Origin of the sequence: Duganella guangzhouensis (genome assembly GCF_009674535.1) — a bacterium.
GTDB lineage: Bacteria > Pseudomonadota > Gammaproteobacteria > Burkholderiales > Burkholderiaceae_D > Rugamonas > Rugamonas guangzhouensis.
The window spans coordinates 31,081-50,003 of record NZ_WKJK01000024.1; the positions used below are offsets into that span (position 1 = coordinate 31,081).

The 18,923-nt window shown below is 64.2% G+C and carries 25 protein-coding genes; 14 read left to right on the forward strand and 11 right to left on the reverse strand.

All coding sequences use genetic code 11. The annotated features are described in order from the left end of the window. Positions 1 to 47 precede the first annotated feature (47 nt). The 5 genes from GJ699_RS30010 to GJ699_RS30030 all read left to right on the forward strand — a co-directional run bounded on the left by GJ699_RS30010 (position 48) and on the right by GJ699_RS30030 (position 4,047). Positions 48 to 1,445 (forward strand): DEAD/DEAH box helicase, encoded by a 1,398-nt coding sequence (locus GJ699_RS30010; protein ID WP_154383089.1) that lies wholly within the window; start codon positions 48 to 50, stop codon positions 1,443 to 1,445. A 131-nt stretch (positions 1,446 to 1,576) separates the two neighbouring features. After that, positions 1,577 to 2,356, forward strand: coding sequence for a 2-oxo-tetronate isomerase (gene otnI / locus GJ699_RS30015; RefSeq protein WP_154383090.1), 780 nt, complete (start codon positions 1,577 to 1,579; stop codon positions 2,354 to 2,356). Positions 2,357 to 2,423: 67 nt separating this feature from the next. Beyond that, entirely contained in the window at positions 2,424 to 3,191 is a 768-nt protein-coding gene (locus tag GJ699_RS30020; protein WP_154383091.1) for a hypothetical protein, read from the forward strand. 9 nt (positions 3,192 to 3,200) lie between these two features. Continuing rightward, entirely contained in the window at positions 3,201 to 3,626 is a 426-nt protein-coding gene (locus GJ699_RS30025) for a hypothetical protein (protein ID WP_154383092.1), read from the forward strand. Positions 3,627 to 3,672: 46 nt separating this feature from the next. Beyond that, complete coding sequence (locus GJ699_RS30030; protein WP_154383093.1) at positions 3,673 to 4,047, forward strand: TraR/DksA family transcriptional regulator; 375 nt, start codon at positions 3,673 to 3,675, stop codon at positions 4,045 to 4,047. A 3-nt stretch (positions 4,048 to 4,050) separates the two neighbouring features. Here GJ699_RS30030 and GJ699_RS30035 read toward each other — a convergent pair whose 3' ends face one another. Then, positions 4,051 to 4,413 carry a hypothetical protein gene (locus GJ699_RS30035; RefSeq protein WP_154383094.1) on the reverse strand — a complete coding sequence of 121 codons (363 nt, stop codon included), beginning with the start codon at positions 4,411 to 4,413 and terminating at the stop codon, positions 4,051 to 4,053. A 143-nt stretch (positions 4,414 to 4,556) separates the two neighbouring features. Next, on the reverse strand, positions 4,557 to 5,108 hold the full coding sequence (locus tag GJ699_RS30040; RefSeq protein ID WP_154383095.1) for a glycine zipper domain-containing protein: 552 nt from the start codon (positions 5,106 to 5,108) through the stop codon (positions 4,557 to 4,559). 161 nt (positions 5,109 to 5,269) lie between these two features. Between GJ699_RS30040 and GJ699_RS30045 the strand changes: the two genes are divergently transcribed. Genes GJ699_RS30045 through GJ699_RS30060 form a run of 4 tightly spaced genes read left to right on the forward strand, consistent with a single transcriptional unit; the run spans position 5,270 to position 9,479 of the window. Further along, on the forward strand, positions 5,270 to 6,775 hold the full coding sequence (locus GJ699_RS30045) for an EAL domain-containing protein (protein ID WP_154383096.1): 1,506 nt from the start codon (positions 5,270 to 5,272) through the stop codon (positions 6,773 to 6,775). After that, a complete protein-coding gene (locus GJ699_RS30050; RefSeq protein WP_154383097.1) occupies positions 6,772 to 7,596 on the forward strand; it encodes an HDOD domain-containing protein in 825 nt (274 codons plus the stop codon). The genes GJ699_RS30045 and GJ699_RS30050 overlap by 4 nt, the downstream gene beginning before the upstream one ends. Before the next feature lie 9 nt (positions 7,597 to 7,605). After that, entirely contained in the window at positions 7,606 to 8,982 is a 1,377-nt protein-coding gene (locus GJ699_RS30055) for an ATP-binding protein (RefSeq protein ID WP_154383098.1), read from the forward strand. After that, positions 8,979 to 9,479 (forward strand): response regulator, encoded by a 501-nt coding sequence (locus GJ699_RS30060; protein ID WP_154383099.1) that lies wholly within the window; start codon positions 8,979 to 8,981, stop codon positions 9,477 to 9,479. The genes GJ699_RS30055 and GJ699_RS30060 overlap by 4 nt, the downstream gene beginning before the upstream one ends. On the opposite strand, the gene GJ699_RS30065 is transcribed toward GJ699_RS30060, so the two are convergent. Further along, the gene (locus tag GJ699_RS30065; protein WP_154383100.1) at positions 9,480 to 10,346 is read right to left on the reverse strand and encodes a M90 family metallopeptidase; all 867 of its coding nucleotides are present in this window, start codon (positions 10,344 to 10,346) and stop codon (positions 9,480 to 9,482) included. It lies immediately after the preceding gene. 115 nt (positions 10,347 to 10,461) lie between these two features. Beyond that, positions 10,462 to 11,085: a winged helix-turn-helix domain-containing protein gene (locus tag GJ699_RS30070; RefSeq protein ID WP_371867714.1), complete on the reverse strand. Its 624-nt coding sequence runs from the start codon at positions 11,083 to 11,085 to the stop codon at positions 10,462 to 10,464. Between the two features lie 295 nt (positions 11,086 to 11,380). On the opposite strand from GJ699_RS30070, the gene GJ699_RS30075 reads away from it, so the two are divergent. Then, positions 11,381 to 12,424 carry an OmpA family protein gene (locus tag GJ699_RS30075; RefSeq protein WP_371867715.1) on the forward strand — a complete coding sequence of 348 codons (1,044 nt, stop codon included), beginning with the start codon at positions 11,381 to 11,383 and terminating at the stop codon, positions 12,422 to 12,424. A 46-nt stretch (positions 12,425 to 12,470) separates the two neighbouring features. Then, positions 12,471 to 13,319, forward strand: coding sequence for a YihY/virulence factor BrkB family protein (locus GJ699_RS30080; RefSeq protein ID WP_154383101.1), 849 nt, complete (start codon positions 12,471 to 12,473; stop codon positions 13,317 to 13,319). Here the strand turns inward: GJ699_RS30080 and GJ699_RS30085 are convergent. Beyond that, positions 13,305 to 14,465 carry an AI-2E family transporter gene (locus tag GJ699_RS30085; RefSeq protein ID WP_154383102.1) on the reverse strand — a complete coding sequence of 387 codons (1,161 nt, stop codon included), beginning with the start codon at positions 14,463 to 14,465 and terminating at the stop codon, positions 13,305 to 13,307. The two genes, GJ699_RS30080 and GJ699_RS30085, sit on opposite strands and share 15 nt — an antisense overlap. 51 nt (positions 14,466 to 14,516) lie before the next feature. Next, entirely contained in the window at positions 14,517 to 14,831 is a 315-nt protein-coding gene (locus GJ699_RS30090; protein ID WP_154383103.1) for a BON domain-containing protein, read from the reverse strand. 214 nt (positions 14,832 to 15,045) lie between these two features. On the opposite strand from GJ699_RS30090, the gene GJ699_RS30095 reads away from it, so the two are divergent. The 3 genes from GJ699_RS30095 to GJ699_RS30105 are packed head-to-tail and all read left to right on the forward strand — an operon-like array spanning position 15,046 to position 16,028. Next, entirely contained in the window at positions 15,046 to 15,489 is a 444-nt protein-coding gene (locus GJ699_RS30095) for a glycine zipper 2TM domain-containing protein (protein WP_154383104.1), read from the forward strand. A 47-nt stretch (positions 15,490 to 15,536) separates the two neighbouring features. Continuing rightward, positions 15,537 to 15,689 carry a DUF3309 domain-containing protein gene (locus tag GJ699_RS30100; protein WP_072786345.1) on the forward strand — a complete coding sequence of 51 codons (153 nt, stop codon included), beginning with the start codon at positions 15,537 to 15,539 and terminating at the stop codon, positions 15,687 to 15,689. A 15-nt stretch (positions 15,690 to 15,704) separates the two neighbouring features. Then, positions 15,705 to 16,028: a hypothetical protein gene (locus tag GJ699_RS30105; RefSeq protein WP_154383105.1), complete on the forward strand. Its 324-nt coding sequence runs from the start codon at positions 15,705 to 15,707 to the stop codon at positions 16,026 to 16,028. 20 nt (positions 16,029 to 16,048) lie between these two features. Here the strand turns inward: GJ699_RS30105 and GJ699_RS30110 are convergent, their stop codons facing one another. From GJ699_RS30110 to GJ699_RS30130, 5 genes are all read right to left on the reverse strand, one after another. Next, positions 16,049 to 17,170: a patatin-like phospholipase family protein gene (locus tag GJ699_RS30110; protein ID WP_154383162.1), complete on the reverse strand. Its 1,122-nt coding sequence runs from the start codon at positions 17,168 to 17,170 to the stop codon at positions 16,049 to 16,051. A gap of 41 nt (positions 17,171 to 17,211) precedes the next feature. Beyond that, positions 17,212 to 17,595 carry a hypothetical protein gene (locus tag GJ699_RS30115; RefSeq protein ID WP_371867716.1) on the reverse strand — a complete coding sequence of 128 codons (384 nt, stop codon included), beginning with the start codon at positions 17,593 to 17,595 and terminating at the stop codon, positions 17,212 to 17,214. Between the two features lie 9 nt (positions 17,596 to 17,604). Beyond that, a complete protein-coding gene (locus GJ699_RS30120) occupies positions 17,605 to 17,988 on the reverse strand; it encodes a phage holin family protein (RefSeq protein WP_371867717.1) in 384 nt (127 codons plus the stop codon). A gap of 6 nt (positions 17,989 to 17,994) precedes the next feature. Beyond that, positions 17,995 to 18,297: an ElaB/YgaM/YqjD family protein gene (locus tag GJ699_RS30125; RefSeq protein ID WP_154359981.1), complete on the reverse strand. Its 303-nt coding sequence runs from the start codon at positions 18,295 to 18,297 to the stop codon at positions 17,995 to 17,997. 61 nt (positions 18,298 to 18,358) lie between these two features. Continuing rightward, positions 18,359 to 18,904, reverse strand: coding sequence for a ferritin-like domain-containing protein (locus GJ699_RS30130; RefSeq protein WP_154383106.1), 546 nt, complete (start codon positions 18,902 to 18,904; stop codon positions 18,359 to 18,361). Positions 18,905 to 18,923 lie beyond the last annotated feature (19 nt).

Sequence of the window (18,923 nt, forward strand, 5' to 3'; positions counted from 1 at the left end):
CGACTGGCGCCCAAGCGGCGACAGGCGGATCTTTACTTAAAGTTAATATGTCTTTTTCCTCCCTCGGTTTGTCCGACGCCCTGATGCGCGCTGTGGCCGACACCGGCTACACCACGCCCACCCCGATCCAGCAGCAGGCCATCCCTGCGGTACTGAACGGCGGTGACCTGCTGGCCGGCGCCCAGACCGGCACCGGCAAAACCGCCGGCTTCACCCTGCCGCTGCTGCATCGGCTGTCGACCGACGCGGTTGGCAGCAAGCTGACCAGCAACAATTCGCCGCGCGCGATCCGCGCCCTGATCCTGACCCCGACCCGCGAACTGGCGGCCCAGGTGGAAGAAAGCGTGCGCACCTATGGCAAGTACACCAAGCTGAACTCGACCGTGATCTTTGGCGGCGTCGGCATCAACCCGCAGATCAAGCAACTGAAGCACGGCGTCGACATCCTGGTCGCCACCCCGGGCCGGCTGCTGGACCACATGGAACAGGGCACGGTCGACCTGTCGAAGATTGAAATCCTGGTGCTGGACGAAGCCGACCGCATGCTCGACATGGGCTTCATCCGCGACATCCGCAAAGTGCTGGCCAAGCTGCCGCCGAAGCGCCAGAATCTGCTGTTCTCGGCCACCTTCTCGGACGAAATCAAGGCACTGGCCGATGGTCTGCTGAACAATCCGGCCACGATTGAAGTGGCGCGCCGCAACTCGACCTCGGAAGTGATCGCGCAAAAAATCCACCCGGTGGACCGCGACAAAAAGCACCCGCTGCTGGCGCACCTGATCAAATCCAACAACTGGTCGCAGGTACTGGTGTTCACCCGCACCAAGCACGGCGCCAACAAGCTGGTGGAACAGCTGGGCAAGGACGGCATCGGCGCGATGGCGATCCACGGCAACAAGAGCCAATCGGCGCGCACCAAGGCGCTGAGCGAGTTCAAGGACAACAAGCTGCAAGTGCTGGTGGCGACCGACATCGCCGCGCGCGGCATCGACATCGACCAGCTGCCACACGTGGTCAACTACGACCTGCCGAACGTGCCGGAAGACTATGTGCACCGGATCGGCCGCACCGGCCGCGCTGGCGCCACCGGCGAAGCGGTATCGCTGGTCTGCGTGGACGAGCACGACATGTTGAAAGACATCGAAAAGCTCATCAAGCAGACCCTGCCGCGTGACGTGATCCCGGGCTTCGAACCGGACCCAACCGCGCGTCCACAACCGATCCAGCTGCGCAGTGGTGGCCCAGGCCACCGCAATGGCGGCTCCGGCCGTCAAGGCGGCGCCCCGCGCAACAAGCCCGCCGCAAGCGGCAACGGCAACAGCAGCGGCAACAAGCCACGCTCCGCCGGCGGCGGCGGCAACGGCAACGGCCCACGTCCAGCCAACGGCGGCGGCAACGCCCCACGCGGCGCCCAGCAGCACCGCTCCGGCGGCCGAGGCCGCTAAATAACTCCGGGGTCAGGTCCATCATTTCTACACGGTCTCTACCGTAGCGGGACGCTACGGTAGAGACCGTGTAGAAATGATGGACCTGACCCCGGGTTACAATGGTGGTTCTGTCACTGAAGGCTTTCGCTATGCCCAAGTTCGCCGCCAATCTGTCGATGATGTATGTCGACGCGCCTTTCCTCGATCGCTTCGCGCTCGCCCACGATGCCGGTTTCTCGGCGGTGGAATTTCTCTTCCCCTATGCTTTCGACGCTGATCTGATTGCCGAGCGTCTGCGCCGCTATCAGTTGCAGCTGGTGCTGTTCAATCTGCCGCCCGGCGACTGGAATGCCGGTGACCGCGGCATGGCCTGCGATCCGCGCCGCGTCGATGAGTTCCGCGCCGGTGTCGCCAGCGCGCTTGATTACGCCTCCGAACTGGGCGTGCAGCAGTTGCACTGCATGGCCGGCAAGACCCCAGCCGGACTCGATCCGCTACGCGCCCGCGCCACGTATATCGATAATCTGCGCTATGCCGCCGGTCAGGCCCAGCCGCACGGCATCAATCTGTTGATCGAGCCGATCAATCACTACGATATGCCCGGCTATTTCCTCAACCACAGCCACCAGGCGGTGCAAATCATCGAGGAAGCCGCTTGCCCCAACCTGTTCCTGCAGTACGACATCTACCATATGCAGCGCATGGAGGGCGAGCTGTCCAATACCATTCAGGCGCTGCTGCCCTTCATCAAGCATATGCAGATTGCCGATACCCCCGGCCGCCACGAGCCCGGCAGCGGCGAGATCAATTACCGCCACCTGTTCGCCCACATCGACCGCATCGGCTACGATGGCTGGCTGGGCTGTGAATATATGCCGGCCGGCGACACTAACGCCGGTCTCGGCTGGCGGCAAACACTCACCGCCTGATCTGCGCTCGCGCAACACGGAGATATTCACTACAGGCAACAATCGTCCCACCTACTGTGGAGTGCTCATGAAACTGTCCCGTCTGTTCTTGATGCTGGGTTTGCTGGCCATCCTCACTGGCTGCGCCAGCAGCACGCCGCGCATGGCCGAGGTGCGCGCCTTTGCCGCCGAATCGCCCAAGCTGGGCGCTTATCATGAATTGACCGAGCGCTACCGCTACACCTATCAGCGCGAGCAGCCTTATCTGTCGCCCGAGGCCGATGCCCGCGAGCAGCCGCTGGACGCCCGCCGCCAACAAGCCTGCGACGATTTCGTCAAACTGCAATACGGCCTGCAAGCCTATATGCAAACGCTGGGCAAGCTGGCCGGCGACAATCGCTATGACTTCGAAGACCAGGTCAAGAATCTCAGCACCGGCATCAAAGCCTGGCCCGACTCCGGCCTGGAAGACCGCCACGTCAACGCTTTCGCCGGCCTGACCCGACTGATCAGCCGCGGCATCAGCGCGCCCTATCAGGAGCAAGCCGTCAACGACATCCTGCGCGACGGCCAGCAGCCGGTGCAAGATGTACTGGACGCGATGCGCACGCTGTTGCGCTTGTACGATAAGAGCAGCGACAACGAACAAAAAATCGTGATCGGCATGCTGGAATCGGAGATCCCCTTCCTCGATCCCAAACGCGAACGTCTGCTGCTGGCCCTGGCCCGTTCGCAGCAGCAGGACAAGCAGAACGAGTACCGCCTGATCGGCCTGCGCTACACGCTGGCGCGCAAGAACCTGGATGCGATCGAGCAGCAGCACCGCGCGCTGGTGGCGCAACTTCCCCCCAAATAAGGAGCAGCCATGGCAGACCCGCAATCGCAAGCCGCGATCGAAACATTGGCCGATCATCTGTCCGCCAGCGCCAATGCGCTGCACGCGCGCCTGATGCGCGCCATCCGCAATCCCGGCCCGGATGGCGCCCTGCCCGGCATTTCGCAGGGTGTGGCGCAGGCGCTGTTTGAAAACGAGGTGGCGCTGCGCCAGCGCGCCAACAGTCTGTATCTGGATGCGGCGGTACTGGCCGCCAGCGGCCTCGGCGCGCAACAACAGCAGTTGCTGGACCTGACCGCGCTGGCGCAGCAGAAAATCGATCACATCAACCGTCTCAAGGATCTGGTCGACCTCGCCGCCGAGCTGCTGACGCTGGGCGCGGCGGTGGCCACCGGCAAGCCGGAACGGCTGCTGTCACCACTGGAAAAACTCAAGCAGCACATCGAAGCGCTGTAGAACGATTCTTGCCAACGCCAGTCCAATGCTCTGAGGAGCACGCAACATGAATGGACTGGACGATCAACAATGGCAGGTACTGCAGACGCGGCTGGAACGCGTGCGCGTCGCGCTGCTGACCCGGCTGGCGGACGATCTCGACCGCAGCACCGATCTGCGCCTGCCACTGCCGCACCAGGCCGAAGCCTCGCCGGCCGACAACGCCAGCCAGCGCATCCTGCACGCGGCGGTGCACGAGGCCGCCACCCACACCGCGCGTCAGCTGGACGTGGTGCAGCACGCGCTGGCCAAGTTTGCCGAGCAGGCCTATGGATTGTGTGAAAGCTGCGGCGAGGCCATCGGCTATTCGCGCCTGAACGCGCGCCCGGAAGCGCGCTTCTGCATCAATTGCCAGACCCGGCTGGAACAGCGCCGCCGTTGAAGCTTAATCGTCCGACAGCCAGGGCTGGCTGCGGATCTTGGCCACCTGCCGCTGCGCCATCAAGCGCCACAGCAGCAGGGCATCGGCCTGCTGCTGGACCGTCATGGTGCGTGGCGACGCCAGCGCGATTTCACAATCGCGGTCCGACCATTCGGCAAAGCGCACCGCGCCGCCGCTCGAGACCTCCATCTCGTACATCAGGCCATCGTCGTAGCCGAAGCGCAGCACCGCGCTGCCGGGGCCGCCGTCGGGACTGGCGATCTTGCCGCTGTAGACATCGGCCAGCGCGGCCGCCATCTGGGCTTCCGAGGGCGCGGGGACATCGCGTCCGTCAGGACGTGTGAGCACTAGCCATGCCTGAGTCATTGCCGCCTCCCGCTGTTCGGTTGCGCGTTTCGGTTGTGGTTAGCGGCTATCATACCGAAAATTGCCTAGCGCGCAGGCATAGTCTCGGATAAGCAACAACCTTGCGCCAGATGGCAGATAACAAGCCGACACTATTGCCGGACTCAGGCCGGCAGCGGCAGCGAATTGGGGTCGAAATCGCGCCAGTCGCCGCCGCTGATCTGGCCCTCGGCGCGTTCGATGTCGCGCCCGCCCAGCCGGCGCAGAATGTCCAGCGCCCTGGCTTCCTGCGCGCCATCGTCGACCGCCACGGCGATCATCATGCCGGCCTTGCGCGGCGGCCGCCGGTTGCCGCCATCGTCCTCGGGCTCGCCGCGTTCCTTCATCTTGTGCAAGCTGTACAACGAGCCGACGTGGGCGCCCACCAGCGCGCCCACCACCGGTCCCAGCGGCCCGCTGATCGGGATGGTGGCCGCGCCCGCCAGCGCACCGGCCACGGCGCCGGTCGCGCCGCCCTGCACCACTCCCTCGTCGCTGTCCTTGGCGCCGGGTGATTTGTCGTGGTCACCGCCCAGCTCGTACAAATCGTGCTGGCCCGGCGGATTGACGTAAAACGAACTGATGCGTGTCGCGGCAAAGCCGGCGTCCAGCAACGCCAGCCGCGCATCGGCGATTTCATCCTGCAACTGGAAATGGCCCGCAATAATCGTGCTCATGGTCTTCTCCTAGTTTAAGGTTTTCCGCAGTGTCGCCGCACACGCCGCCGGCGTCGGTTCGCTTGCGCACACGTTAAAACAGTTGAACCGGCCGGGCTACACCGTATAATCAAACGATAGTATTTACGCGCAGCAAGCTTCCATTTCGATAGGAACGCCCGATGGAGTCTGACGCCCACTCGCCGCCGCGCTACCAGCCGCTGGTCGATCTGCGCAATGGCGCGGTGGCCAGCCTGGAAGCGCTGTCCGCCCACGCGGACAGCCTGGCCGTGCTGCGCCACAGCTGCGCCGACCGCCAGCTATGGCAAGGCGGCGCGCTGGATTGCTGCGATTTCCAGGTCGCGCTCAACGTCGCGCCACCGCAGCTGTTCGATCCGCGCTTCGGCCAGCAGGTGGCGGCGCTGCTGGACGCGCATGCGCTGCAGCCGGCCGCGCTGACGCTGGAGCTGGAGGAAAGCGTGCTGTTGCAAGACCCCGCCGCCAGCGCCACCGCGCTCGACTTCTTCAAGCAACTGGGCGTGTGCCTGACCCTGGACCGCTTTGGCGCCGGCCCGGCCTGCCTGGACCATCTGCGCCGCTATCCCTTCGATTTCGTCAAGCTGGACGCCGCCTGCGTACACGCCGTGCCCGAGGACGCCGCCGCCGCCGCCCACTGCCAGGCGCTGATCGCGATGGCGCAGCACCTTGGCCTGCGGGTGGCGGCCGACGGTGTCCACACCGAGGCGCAGTTAAGCTTCCTGCGCGACAATCTGTGCGACCTGATACAGGGCGACATCTACGCGCCGGCGCTGACGCCGCAGGAAATCGGCGCCCTGCTGCGCGCCGACCGCCGCCTGCCGCCCCATCTGCTGCGGCTGCAGGCACGACGGCGCCGCCTGCTGCTGGTCGATGACGAGGTCAACATCGTGGCCGCGCTGAAGCGTCTGCTGCGCCCGGACGGCTACGACATCCTCACCGCTCACTCCGGCGAACAGGGGCTGGAACTGCTGGCGCAGCAGCCGGTCGACGTCATCATTTCGGACCAGCGCATGCCCGGCCTGAACGGCGCCGACTTCCTGCGCCAGGCGCGCACGCTGCGGCCGGACACCATCCGCATCATGCTGTCCGGCTATACCGAACTGCAATCGGTGACCGAGGCCGTCAACGAAGGCGCGATCTACAAATTCCTCACCAAGCCGTGGGACGACGAACAGCTGCGCGCCCACTTGCGCGACGCGTTCCACCTGAAAGAGATCGCCGACGACAACGCCCGCCTGCACATGGAAGTGCGCAACGCCAACCACGAGCTGGCCAGCGCCAACCGCCGCATGGAACAGCTGTTGCACCAGATGCAGCGCCAGATCGCGCGCGATGAAATCAGCCTCAACATCGCGCGCGAAATCCTGCAACAGCTGCCGCTGCCGGTGATCGGCATGGACGACGATGGCATGATCGCCTTCGTCAACGCCGCCGCCGGCAGCCTGTTCGCGCGCGGTGGCGCGCTGCTCGGCAATGCCGCCAGCGCCGTGCTGCCGCAGCTGTTCCCGGCCGGCGCCGCGCTGCCGCCGTCCGGCCACCAGACCGATATCGGCGGCGCCCGTTACGCGGTCTCGGCCTGGCCGATGGGCACGCACTCGGCCTCACGCGGCAGCCTGATCACCCTCAGCCTGTGCGAGGCCGCGCCATGAGCCCGGCCAGCCAGCTCGCCTTGGACGAGGTGGTGCGCCACATCCACGACCTGCCGTCGCTGCCGGCGGTGGTGGCAGAGCTGCTGTCCAGCATGGAACAGGACGACGTCGACCTGCACTACCTGGCCAGCCGCATCGCGCGCGATCAGGCGCTGACCGCCAAAACGCTGCGGCTGGCCAATTCCTCGTTCTACGGCATGCCGTCCAAGGTCAACAGCATCCAGCAGGCGATGGCGGTGCTGGGCCTGCACAGTGTGCGCACCCTGGTCACCGCCTGCGGCGTGATCGGCGCGGTGCCGCCCAGCCCGGCGGTGCCGCTCGACTTCCACACCTTCTGGCGCGAGGCGGTGGCCACCGCGGTGTGGGCGCGCGCGCTGGCGCGGCATTTGCGCCAGAGTCCGGACACCGCCTTCACCGCCGGCCTGTTGCACAACCTCGGCACGCTGGTGCTGGCCACCCGCTTCCCCGCGCAGTACGCGGCGGTACCGGCCTGGCGCCACGAACATCAGGACGCCAGCGTGGCCGAGGCCGAACTGGCGGTGTTTGGCGTCGACCACGCCCAGGCCGGCAGCGCGCTGGCCGCGCACTGGAAATTCCCGCCCGCGATACAGGACGCTATCCGCCAACAGCACTGCGCCAACGCCGGCGGTCTGGCGCTGGTGGTCGGCCTGGCGCAACAGCTGGCCGAGCCGTCGGAGACCGGCGCGGAACAGCGTGAACTGGCCTGGGCCACGCTGGCGCTCGGCGACGAACAGCGCCAGCAACTCAGCCAGAGCTGCCCGCTGCAGGTCAGCGATATGTGCCAAATACTCGTCAACTAAGGACAGCCCATGAAACTCCCGACCCAGGCAGAAGTGGCACTGGATGAATTCTTCGACGGCCACCCGGTGCCCACCTTCGCCATCAACCGCCAGCACGTCATCACCCACTGGAACAAGGCGTGCGAGCAACTGCTGGGCTGGACCCGCGCCTGCATGGTCGGCACCCGCAACCAGTGGCAACCGTTCTACATCAAGGAGCGGCCGCTGCTGTGCGACCTGATCGTGGCCGGCGACGACAACATCGCCGCCCACTATCCGGGCCACAGCCATCCGTCGGCGCTGATCACCGGCGCCTACGAGGCCGAAGACTTCTTCCCCAACATCGGCGCCAGCGGCCACTGGCTGCACTTCACCGCCGCGCCGCTGCGCGACGCCACCGGCCAGGTGGTGGGCGCGATTGAAACCCTGCGCGACGTCACCGAACGCCGCGTGGCCGAAAACGCGCTGCGCAAGTCGCGCGACAATCTGGAACACATCGTCGAGAAACGCACCGCCCAGCTGGCCCATGCCAACGACAAGCTGGAGGACGACATCCGCCAGTTGACCGAACTGAACGACCTGCTGTCGACCGCCCAGCAGCAGCTGGTGCAGGCCGAGAAAATGGCCTCGATCGGCCAGCTGGCGGCCGGCGTGGCGCACGAGATCAACAACCCGATCGGCTACATCTTTTCCAACGTCGGCACGCTGCAAAACTATCTGGACCAGCTGTTCGGCATGCTGGACGCCTACCAGCAAGCCGAAGCCAGCATCGCCCAGCCGGCGGTGGCGGCGCAGCTGCGCGCCATGCGCGAGCAGATCGATCTCGACTTCCTGCGCCAGGACATCCCGGCGCTGATGCGCGAATCGCGCGAGGGCATCGTGCGGGTGCGCCATATCGTCGAAGACCTGAAGGATTTTTCGCGCGCCGACGCCAGCCAGGAATGGAGCCGCGCCGACCTGCACCAGGGCATAGACTCGACGCTGAACATCGTCGGCAACGAGGTCAAATACCGCGCCGACGTGGTCAAGGCCTATGGCGACATTCCGGAGATCGAATGCCTGCCGCTGCAAATCAACCAGGTGGTGCTGAACCTGGTGGTCAACGCCGCCCAGGCCATGGGCGAGGAACGTGGCAAGATCACGCTGCGCACCGGCATGGCCGACGCCGACACCGTCAAGCTGGAGGTGGAAGACACCGGCAACGGCATCGCGCCCGACACGCTGTCGCGCATCTTCGATCCCTTCTTCACCACCAAGGCGGTCGGCAAAGGTACCGGGCTGGGGCTGTCGCTGGCCTACGGCATCGTGCAAAAGCACAAGGGCCGGATCGAAGTCGATACCGAACTGGGCCGTGGCACCTGTTTCCGCGTGCTGCTGCCGGTCCGCCACACCGAGGAGCAAGCATGAGCCGCATACTGCTGGTCGACGATGAACCCAATATGCTGAGCGCGCTGCAGCGGGCGCTACGGCAAAGCAAGCCGCTGGCCGGCGCCCAGATCGAAACCTTCACCAATCCGTTCGATGCGCTGAACCGCATTTGCGTCTGCGAGTTCGATCTGGTGGTGTCCGATTTCATGATGCCGGAGATGAGCGGCGGCGAATTCCTGCAGGCGCTGAAGGACGTGGCGCCGACCACGGTGCGCATCATGCTCAGCGCCTCCACCGACTTCAAGACCGCGATGACGGCCATCAACGACGCCCACGTGTTCCGCTTCATCCCCAAGCCATGGCAGCAGGCCGAGCTGGAGCAAAACATCTTGCAGGGACTGGAGGAACGTCAGCGCCTGCTGGCCGAGGCCGGCAAAGCGCCATCGCCGCAGGAACTGGAAGCGCAACGGCTGGAGGAAGAGGAACCGGGCCTGCTGCAGGTCAAGCGCAGCGACGACGGCTCCATCATCCTGTGACTACCAGCCATAGGCGTAGCTTGGCGCTTCCGGCGCCGGCGGCGGCGGTGGCGGCGACATCCACTGGCGCGGATCGACCCGGTAGTACTTGAGGAATTCCTCGTACAGCTCGGCGTGATGCTCGGCCATCTGGTACGGCTTTTCAAAGAAAGTTTCGGTGGCCACCGCGAAGAACTCGGCCGGGTTGGTGGCGCCATACGGGTCCATCACCGTCTCCATCCGGTACATGGCGCGCATGCGCAGATTTTCATAGTGGCGCGACAGCACTTCCGACCACGCGCGGTAGCTGGCCGGATCACCCAGATACGGCGCGCCGTTGGCGCGGCCGGATTCGCTGTCCAGCTGGTGCGCGAATTCATGCAACACCACGTTGTGGCCATCGGTCCAGTCGGCCGCACCATGACGCACATTGTCCCACGACAGTACCACCCGGCCGTCGTCCCACGATTCGCCCAGCATGCTCTGCCGGCCCGGCGTGATCACGCCACCGGGGCCGACCTGGGCGCGCTGCGCCACGAATTCGGTCGGATACACCAGAATGGTATGCAGCGCCGGATACACCTTGCTGGGCCGGTTCAGCAGCAGCAAACAGGCCTGGCCGGCGATGGTGACCGCCATTTCATCGGTGACTTCCAGCCCTTCGCAACCGACAAACTTCTTTTGATGCAGGAACTGCTGCACCATGCGCCGCAATTGCTGTTGCAGCTCGGCCGGCATGCGGCGGTAGACTGGAATATTGCGTTGCAGAATGGCCTCCGCCTCGGGCGCCAACGGCCGGGCCAGCAGCCGGCGCAGACGCCAGCGCGGGTACAGAAAAGGCAGCGCGATCACTAGCGCCGTCAGGACGATCCAGATCAAAGCTTCCATGTGCCGCAGGGTCCGTAAGATGTCATGCCAGCCTAGGTGGGGCTGCATATCAACATTTCAATACGAAAACAGCTGGCGCGCGCCAGCTGTTTCATGATACCCCTGCTGAGGGTGATTATTCGGCTTTTTGCTGCGACGGCGGGCTGCCGAACAGCGCCGCCACCAGCGGATCGCGCATCACCGGGCCACGGTTGACGCGGATCGCGTAATGGGTGTCGTCGGCCAGAATGTGGAAGTGGCGGCCGCTGCCGGCCATCGCCTGTTCGCGCAGGCCTGGACGCTCTTTGCGCGGCGGCATGCCTTCGCGCTTCGGCTGGGCGATCGCGGCCAGGAAGGCGGCGATGCGCTCCGGGTCTGGCGTCAGCTGGTAGACCGCCTTGCCGAGGTAAGTCGCGGTGCCTTCGACATAACGCGCCAGCTCGATCACGCCGGCTTCGCGCAGGTCGCGGATGTATTTGCGGGCGCCGGACGGCGAAAATTTCAGGAACCAGGCGATTTCATCGGCCAGCATCTCGTGCATCGACAGTTCGGCGATCAGCTTTTGCATGTTTTCGATGCGGCGCAGGGTGGCCGAAGTCGAACGCACGCGCTCTATCGACGCCATCGACAGCGCTGGCTTGCGGTCCAGCGGGGCCGGTGTCGAGCGGTCCATCAAAGACAAGCGCGCCGTGGTGGCCTGCATCTCCGGCGAGGCTTTCATTTCGTTCTGGACCATGGTTTGTTGTTTGCTGGCGTGCATGAGTAGACTCCCTTTAGACATTGCCTGGATTGGTACGGCGCTTGACGCAAGAATGCCCGCTTGAGCCGCTATGGTCTGTGCGGCAACGAACATTATTGATGCATCTAATGCCTTAAGTTCGGACAAGCGGAAACCAGTTAAGTTGCAGGAAATGTGACGGATTTGATACAGCACAAAAGTTAAGTGCGGTAGCGAACGGAAGCCAGGCACCAACTTGCATAATCTTCGGTCCAACAGCGGTGCAACAACATTGCTGGCAACGAAACATTCCTAAACAAGAATCGGGAGTAGCCCTGTGAATAAATCCAAGAAAATCGCCCTTGCCGTCGCGGCGCTGTGCGCATCCTTTTCCGCCATGGCCCAGCAGGATCCGGTCATCAATCCCAACTGGTACATCCAGCCTAGCGCCAACACCGTCAAGCCGGATGGCGACTTCGGCATCGACAAGCGCGGCTACGGCGGCGGCCTGAAATTCGGCAAAGCCGTCAGCCCCGACTGGGATATCCAGATCGGCGCCACCAACGCCCGCTCCAAGGAAAACGGCAACCGCTACCGCCAGACCACGCTGGGTATCGACGGCCTGTACCTGTTCTCCCGTAAATCGTTCCGTCCCTTCATCCTGATCGGTGCCGGCGCCGAGCAAGACAAGACCCAGCTGTTTGGCAGCGAGCGCAAGAAAACCTCGCCTTACGTCAGCGCCGGCCTCGGCTTCCAGTCCGACCTCAGTGAGCGCGTCGCCTTCCAGGCCGACGTCCGCGATGTGCACGGCTTCCTGCGCGGCGACACCTTCCCTAGCGCCAAGAGCAACAATTACTACGTGACCGTCGGCCTGAACATCGCGCTGGGCGATGCGCCGCGTCCAGCGCCGCCACCACCACCGCCAGCACCAGCGCCTGTGGTCGAACCGCCGCCACCGCCACCAGCACCGCCAGCGCCGCCACCACCACCGCCGGCCCGCTTCGAGAAAGTGACGCTGTCGGCCACCGAACTGTTCGCGTTTGACAGCGCCAAGCTGAATTCGAGCCAGCCTAAACTGGACGATATCGCCAACCTGCTGAACACCAACGCCAGCGTCGACAACATCACCATCAGCGGTTATGCCGACCGCCTGGGCAGCGACAAGTACAACCTCAAGCTGTCCGAGCGCCGCGCCAACGCGGTCAAGGACTACCTGGTCGGCAAAGGCGTGGCCGCGAACCGCCTGAACGCCGTGGGCAAAGGCGAAGCCAATCCGGTGGTCGAGTGCCACGACAAGAAACGCGCCGACCTGATCAAGTGCCTGGAACCGAACCGCCGGGTCGAGGTGGAGCAAATCACCATCGAACGCCGCGTCCAGTAATCTCCCGTAACAGCAGCCCCGCAACGCAAGTTGCGGGGCTTTTTTTATGAACCGGAAAAATATCTTCTCGGTGCTGAAGTGCACCCTCTCGGAATGGTTCGAGCATCGCGGCGGCAGCATGGGCGCGGCGCTGGCCTTCTACACCCTGTTCTCGCTGGCGCCGGTGCTGGTGCTGGTATTGGCGATCGCCGGCTGGTTCTACGGCCCGCAGGCGGCGCAGGGCGAACTGTTCACCCAGTTGCGTGGGCTGGTCGGCAACCAGGGCGCCGAAGCGATCCAGGCGGTGCTGGCCGGCGCCCGCAACAAAGAAGAAGGCCGGCTGGCCACCATGGTGGCCGGGGTCCTGCTGGTGTTTGGCGCCACCACCGTATTTGCCGAGCTCAAGGCCAGCCTGGACGCCATCTGGCAAGTGCCGCCGCCCACCGACAACACCGTGTGGGACACCATCCGTACCCGGCTGCTATCGTTTGGCATGGTGCTGGTGCTGGCGTTTCTGCTGATGGTGTCGCTGGTGGTCAGCGCCGCGCTGACCCTGCTGGAAAAATTCTGGGGCAGTCTGTGGAGCGATGCCGGCATCCTGCTGACCGTGCTGAACATGGCGATCAGCTTCATCGTGATTGGCGCGCTGTTTGGCGTCATCTTCAAAATGCTACCGCGCGTCAAGCTGTCCTGGCACGACGTCACCATCGGCGCGCTCGGCACCGCAGCCCTGTTCACGATCGGCAAATATGCGATTGGCGCCTACATCGGCAACAGCGGCGTGGCCAGCAGCTATGGCGCCGCCGGCTCGCTGATCGCCTTGCTGCTGTGGGTCTACTACTCGGCGCAGATCTTCTTCCTCGGCGCCGAATTCGCGCGCCAATACGCGCTGCAACTAGGCTCACTCGCCAAGTAGTTCGGCCACCACTTCCATGCCTTCGACGCGCTCGGCGACGACTTTGATGATGACGATGATCGGCACGCCGAGCAGCAAGCCCCACACGCCCCACAGCCAGCCCCAGAACAGCAGGCTGACAAACACCGCCGCCGCGTTCATGCGGGCGAAGCGGCCGGTCATCCAGGTCGCGACCACGGTGCCAACCAGGGTGGCGATCGCCAGCGAGGCGCCCATCACCAGGAAACTCATTTGCAGCGATTCGAATTGCAGGAAGGCGACGATGCCGGTCGCCAGCATGATCAGCAACGGTCCGAAGTAAGGCATCAAATGCAGCAGCCCGGCCACGATGGCCCAGGCGCCGGCGTTTTCCAGGCCGATCCAGCGCAAGGCGGCCCACATCAGCAAGGCCAGCAAGGCGTTGGTGACCAGCAGCATCAGCATGTATTTCTGGATCGAGCTGTTGATGTCTTCCAGGATGTGCACGGTGATTTTCTTCTTGGTCAGCGACGGCCCGGTCAACTTGACCAGCTTGCGCTTGAAGGTGTCGCCCGACAGCAGCAGGAAGAACACCAGAAAGATCACCATGGTGGCCTGGCTGAGGAAGCCCATCACGCCCATCGAGCCGGCCCAGATCCAGTTCATCACCGGGAAGCTGCTATCGGCCACCGGCGCCGTGGCACGACGCGCGGCGCGCTTTTCCTGCGCGCCGGCGGTGGCTTGCTGCAGTTCCACCGCCACGTCCTGAATCCGTTGCAAGGCGCTCGGCCCGCCGCTGTGCAGACGCTCGGACAATAGCCGCGACAATTTATGCCCGGCGGTCGGCAGTTCGTCGACGATGGCTTGGAACTCCCCCTGCACTTTGTCGATCACCAGCACCGAGCCGCCCAGAATGGCGGCGGTCACCAGCGTGGCGCCGATCACGCGCGGGATGCGGATGCGCTCCAGCCAGCACACCAGTGGGCTCAAGGTATAAGTGATGAGGATGCCCAGCACCAGCGGCACCAGGAAGTCGCGCGACCATTGCAGCGCAAATAGAAAGGCCACGGTCGCGATCACGCCCAGCGCCAGGCCGCGCGCGTTGACATGCAGGGGAATACGGGGCGACTCAGCGTCGGTGATGACCGCCTGCGCATGAGTTCTAGGAAGATCGCCAGGCTGGTTCATGATGACTCGCTGAGTGAGCCGGCGCGTCTGAGCGCGCCGGCGCTTGCTGCATTACTTGACGTGGATGTCGTTCTTGACCGAGGTCACGCCTTTGACGCCACGCGCGATTTCGGCGGCTTTGGCGATGTCCTCAGGCTGGGCCACGAAGCCGCTCAGCTGTACCGTGCCTTTGAAGGTTTCGACGTTGATTTCGGTCGATTTCAGGCTAGGCTCATTGAAGATGCTGGCCTTGACTTTGGTGGTGATCACGGAATCGTCGACAAATTCGCCGGTGCCTTCTTTGGTCGAGGTCGATGCGCAGCCGGTGACGGCGCCCAGCAGCGATACGGTAAACAGCGCAGTAGCGATTTTATGTGCGATTTTCATGGCGACTCTCCTTGGAGTAATTAAAAACAATGAGTTTGTCAGCCAGCGGGACGTGGACCGTCTCTGCTACCGATAGCGCCATTAAACCCGCCTTCCCTCCGCACCTCTGTACGGTACCGTACAAAAATCGCCACGACCCGGCATGGTGCGTAATCGCACAGACCCTCGCTCGCCCGCTGTCTATGCTGGACTCACACTTTTCCAGGAGGACAATATGAAACGCTCAACTACGCTCGCGGCCGCGCTGTTGGCCGGCGTCGCCGCCCTGAGTGGCTGCGCCAGCAACCAGACGCAACCGCAACAGATCCGCTATATCAGCAACGACTCGTCTACCTACGGCACCATCGACCAGATCACCATCGTGCAAGCGCGCGGCAGCTCCGGCGTCGGCGCCGTCACTGGCGGCTTGATCGGCGGCCTGCTGGGGAATCAAGTCGGTTCCGGCGGCGGCCGTACCGCCGCCACGGTGGCTGGCGCGGTCGGTGGCGCGGTGGTCGGCAACAATGTCGAAAGCAATCGCAACGCCGGCAAGCAGGAATACCAGATCAGCGTACGCATGGATAACGGCGACACCCGCATCATCCAGCAGGACAGCGCTTATGACCTGCGCGTCGGCAACCGCGTGCGCCTGATCGACGGCCGCCTGTACCGCTACTAAGCTCTGGCCGGGACCAGCTTTAACTCACACCACACAAGGAGAACAACATGGGTACCATCATTCTGATTATTCTGGTCCTGGCCCTGATCGGCGCGCTGCCGACCTGGCCGCACAGCCGCGACTGGGGTTACGCGCCCAGCGGCATCACCGGCCTGATCGTCGTGATACTGCTGATTATGCTGCTGACCGGCAGGCTATAAATCCAGGAGGACATCATGCTTCATCGCATCGTCACCGGCGTGATGATGGCTTGCGCGGTGCTGGCCGCGCAAGCGCAGGAAGACACTACGCCGCCACAGAACGCCCAGTTGCAACGACAGGAAATCGCCAAAGGTGAACCGGCCCGCTGGTCGCGCGCCGACAGCACCAGCGCCGAGCAGGCGCGCACGCTGCGCAAGGAAATCGGCGCCGCGCTGGCCGAGGCCAGGCGCGCTTGCCAGCAAGGTCCGGCCAGCGAACGCCACGCCTGCCTGCAGGACGCGCAGCAAACCTACAAAGATGATATGGCCAAAGTGCCGCAACTGATGGCACAGAAGTGAAACCGGCGGGTGGCCTGTGCTCAGGCCGCCCGCGCGCTGCCCGGCGGCTTCAACGGCGGCAGTTCATGCACCACCAGCGGCGTGTCTTCCGACACGTAGCTCAGCCAGCCGGCGCCCTTGATGGCGCGCAGCGCATCCTGATAGCCCTGGTCCCAGCGCCAGTCGATCGACCCCGCCGAAAAATTGATGTCCTTGGCCGCCATATTCCAGTCGCGGCCGGCATACGGCAGGCGCACCACGTGCAGCGTGCTGTCGCAGCCCAACGCTTCCAGCTCGCGCGATTGCTGCGGCGTGCGCTTTTCCGGCGGCAGCGCGCGGTAGAGCTCGCGCAGCTTTTGCTGCATGCGATGGGTGGCGACGTAATCGGCCAGATGGCGCTGCGAGCGCGAGGCGAAGGTGACATCTTTCTGCCGCGTCTGCACCTCATCCAGCGTGGTCGGTTCGGGGCCGTCGGCGCTCCACAGGTCGACCATGAAGCACAGCGTGTCGACGCTGCCGCTGTCGTCCAGCACGGTCTCCAGCGGCGTGTTCGAATACAGGCCGCCGTCCCAGTACAGCTCGCCGTCGATGCGCACCGCAGGGAAGCCCGGCGGCAGCGCGCCGCTGGCGCAGATGTGGTCGGCGTGCAGCGGCAGATCGCGGTTGTCAAAGCAACGCAAGGTGCCGCTGGTGACTTTGAGCGCGTTCACCGTCAGCCGGGTGCCGCCGGGCGCGTTCAGATAGTCGAAATCGATTAATTGGTTCAGCGTGTCGCGCAGTTCGCCGGTGTCGTAAAAGCTGGCCTGCTCGGGATCGACGGCGGCGCCGGTGGCAAACGGATTGAACAGACGCGGGCTGAAGAAACCCGGCACGCCGCGCAGCAGCGTATCCCAGGTTTGCAGCACGATGTTGGAGCGGCGTTGCGCATCCGGCACGCGCTGCATGTCGAAGCTGTCGCGGTGGGCGATGCCGTGCCAGAACTGGCGCAGCCGAGGCAAGCGCTGCTCGGGGCTATTGCCGGCCAGGATGGCGGCATTGATGGCGCCGATCGACGTGCCGACGATCCAGTCCGGCGCCAGCCCATGTTCGTGCAACGCCTGGAAGACGCCGGCCTGATACGCGCCCAACGCGCCGCCGCCCTGCAGCACCAGCACGATGCGCATGCCGGCCGGGTTGAGCGAGTCAGGTGAATCCGGCGCGGCGCTCAAGAGACCTCTTGCTGCTGCGTGGGTTTATGCCGCAACAGCCAGGCCACGCCGACGCCGGCCGCCGTGGCCAGCAATAGCGCCGGCTTGATCAGCCGCTTGCGGGCGATAAAGGAACCCACCGTCAACGCATAGGGCATCAACGTTCGCAGCGATTTGATGCTGAAGCCGCTGCTGAGGCCGCCGGGCTGCAGCAAGCCGCCCAACCGTGCCTGCGCCAGCCCGACCGCATGGTCGATGGCGCCATGCATCAGCGCTTCTGGCTGCAGCGCCTGGGTCACCAGCGCCTTCGAGTGCACTACCTTGATACGCAACAGCTCGCCCTCGCGTATCAATTTCAGCTTTTCGGCCGCCAGCGCGGCCGCCTCTTCGTGTTTGCTCACAAGCTCTCCTTACACCAGCATGTCACGGTCGGACTTAAGTTCCGCCATGGTGGCCGGCAACGACAGCTTACCACTGCGTAGCATGCTGCGCGCATACAGGATCAGCACGATCGCCAGCAGCAGGAAAACGCCGGTGATGATGGGCAGGATGACCCAGCCGATGTGCAGCCAGCCCAGATAGGCGATGGTGATCGAGGCATAGATCAGCGCGAAGCCGCCCAGCAGCACGGCCAGCGTGAACACCACCACCAGTTGCAGCAGGTGGTTGCGCACCTCGGCCAGCTCCAGCGCGGCCAGCTCCAGCCGGTTGAGCAACAAGGCGATCGCGTTGCGGGTCACAAGACCCAGCGACGCGATCAAGCCCGGCGGACGTTGGTCATCGTCGTGCGCCACGATGGCTTACTTGCGGCCGATGATGACGCCGATCAGCAGGCCGATGCCGGCTGCCGCCGCGATCGAACGCCATGGGTTTTCCTTGACGTACTCGTCGGCGTGCTTGGCGGCTTCCTTGGTGGCGGCCAGCGCGCTGACCTGGGCTTCATGGGCCTTGGCCAGCGCGGTGTCCAGCGCGCGCATGCCGCGGCCGCGCAGTTCCTCGGCCTTTTCACCGGTCAGCGCGGTGGCGGCGGTGAACAATGCCTGGGCATCTTTAACCAGAGTTTTCACGTCGTTATTCACGGTACTGATGTTTTGTTCCAGCATGATGATGCTCCTGTTGTGGTTGTAGATGTGAAAACTGTACAGCAAATGACGCCGGTCTGCCTCATCCGTGTGCGTCAAGCAAATCACGCATATCGTCGGCGTGTTCTTCTTCCACTGCCATGATCTTGATCAAAAGTTGGCGCGTGGTCGGGTCGCTCTCGCCGATGCGGGCAATCATCTGCCGGTACGACTCGATGGCGACCCGCTCCGCGATCAGATTGGCCCGGACCATCGATTGTACGTCTTCTGACGCATCATACTCGGCATGGCTGCGTGCGAGCAACGTTGCCGGATTGAAATCAGGATCGCCGTTCAGCTGGACGATGCGCTCGGCCAGCCAGTCGGCGTGCTCCTGTTCCTGGCTGGCATGCTCCAGGAATTCGGCCTTGATGCCGGCGTTTTCACGCCCGGCCACCGTGTAGTAATGCCGCTTGTAGCGCATGATGCAGACCAGTTCGGTCGCCAGCGCGTCGTTCAGCATTTTGATGACCGCTTCGCGGTCGCCCTGATAACCAGCGGTAACCGGGCCGTCCTGCAGATTGCGGGCGGCGGCGCGGATGGCTTCGACATCGATGCCTGCCGGATGGGTGGGATTGGATTCAGCCATTTGGTAGTCCTTCCTGAAA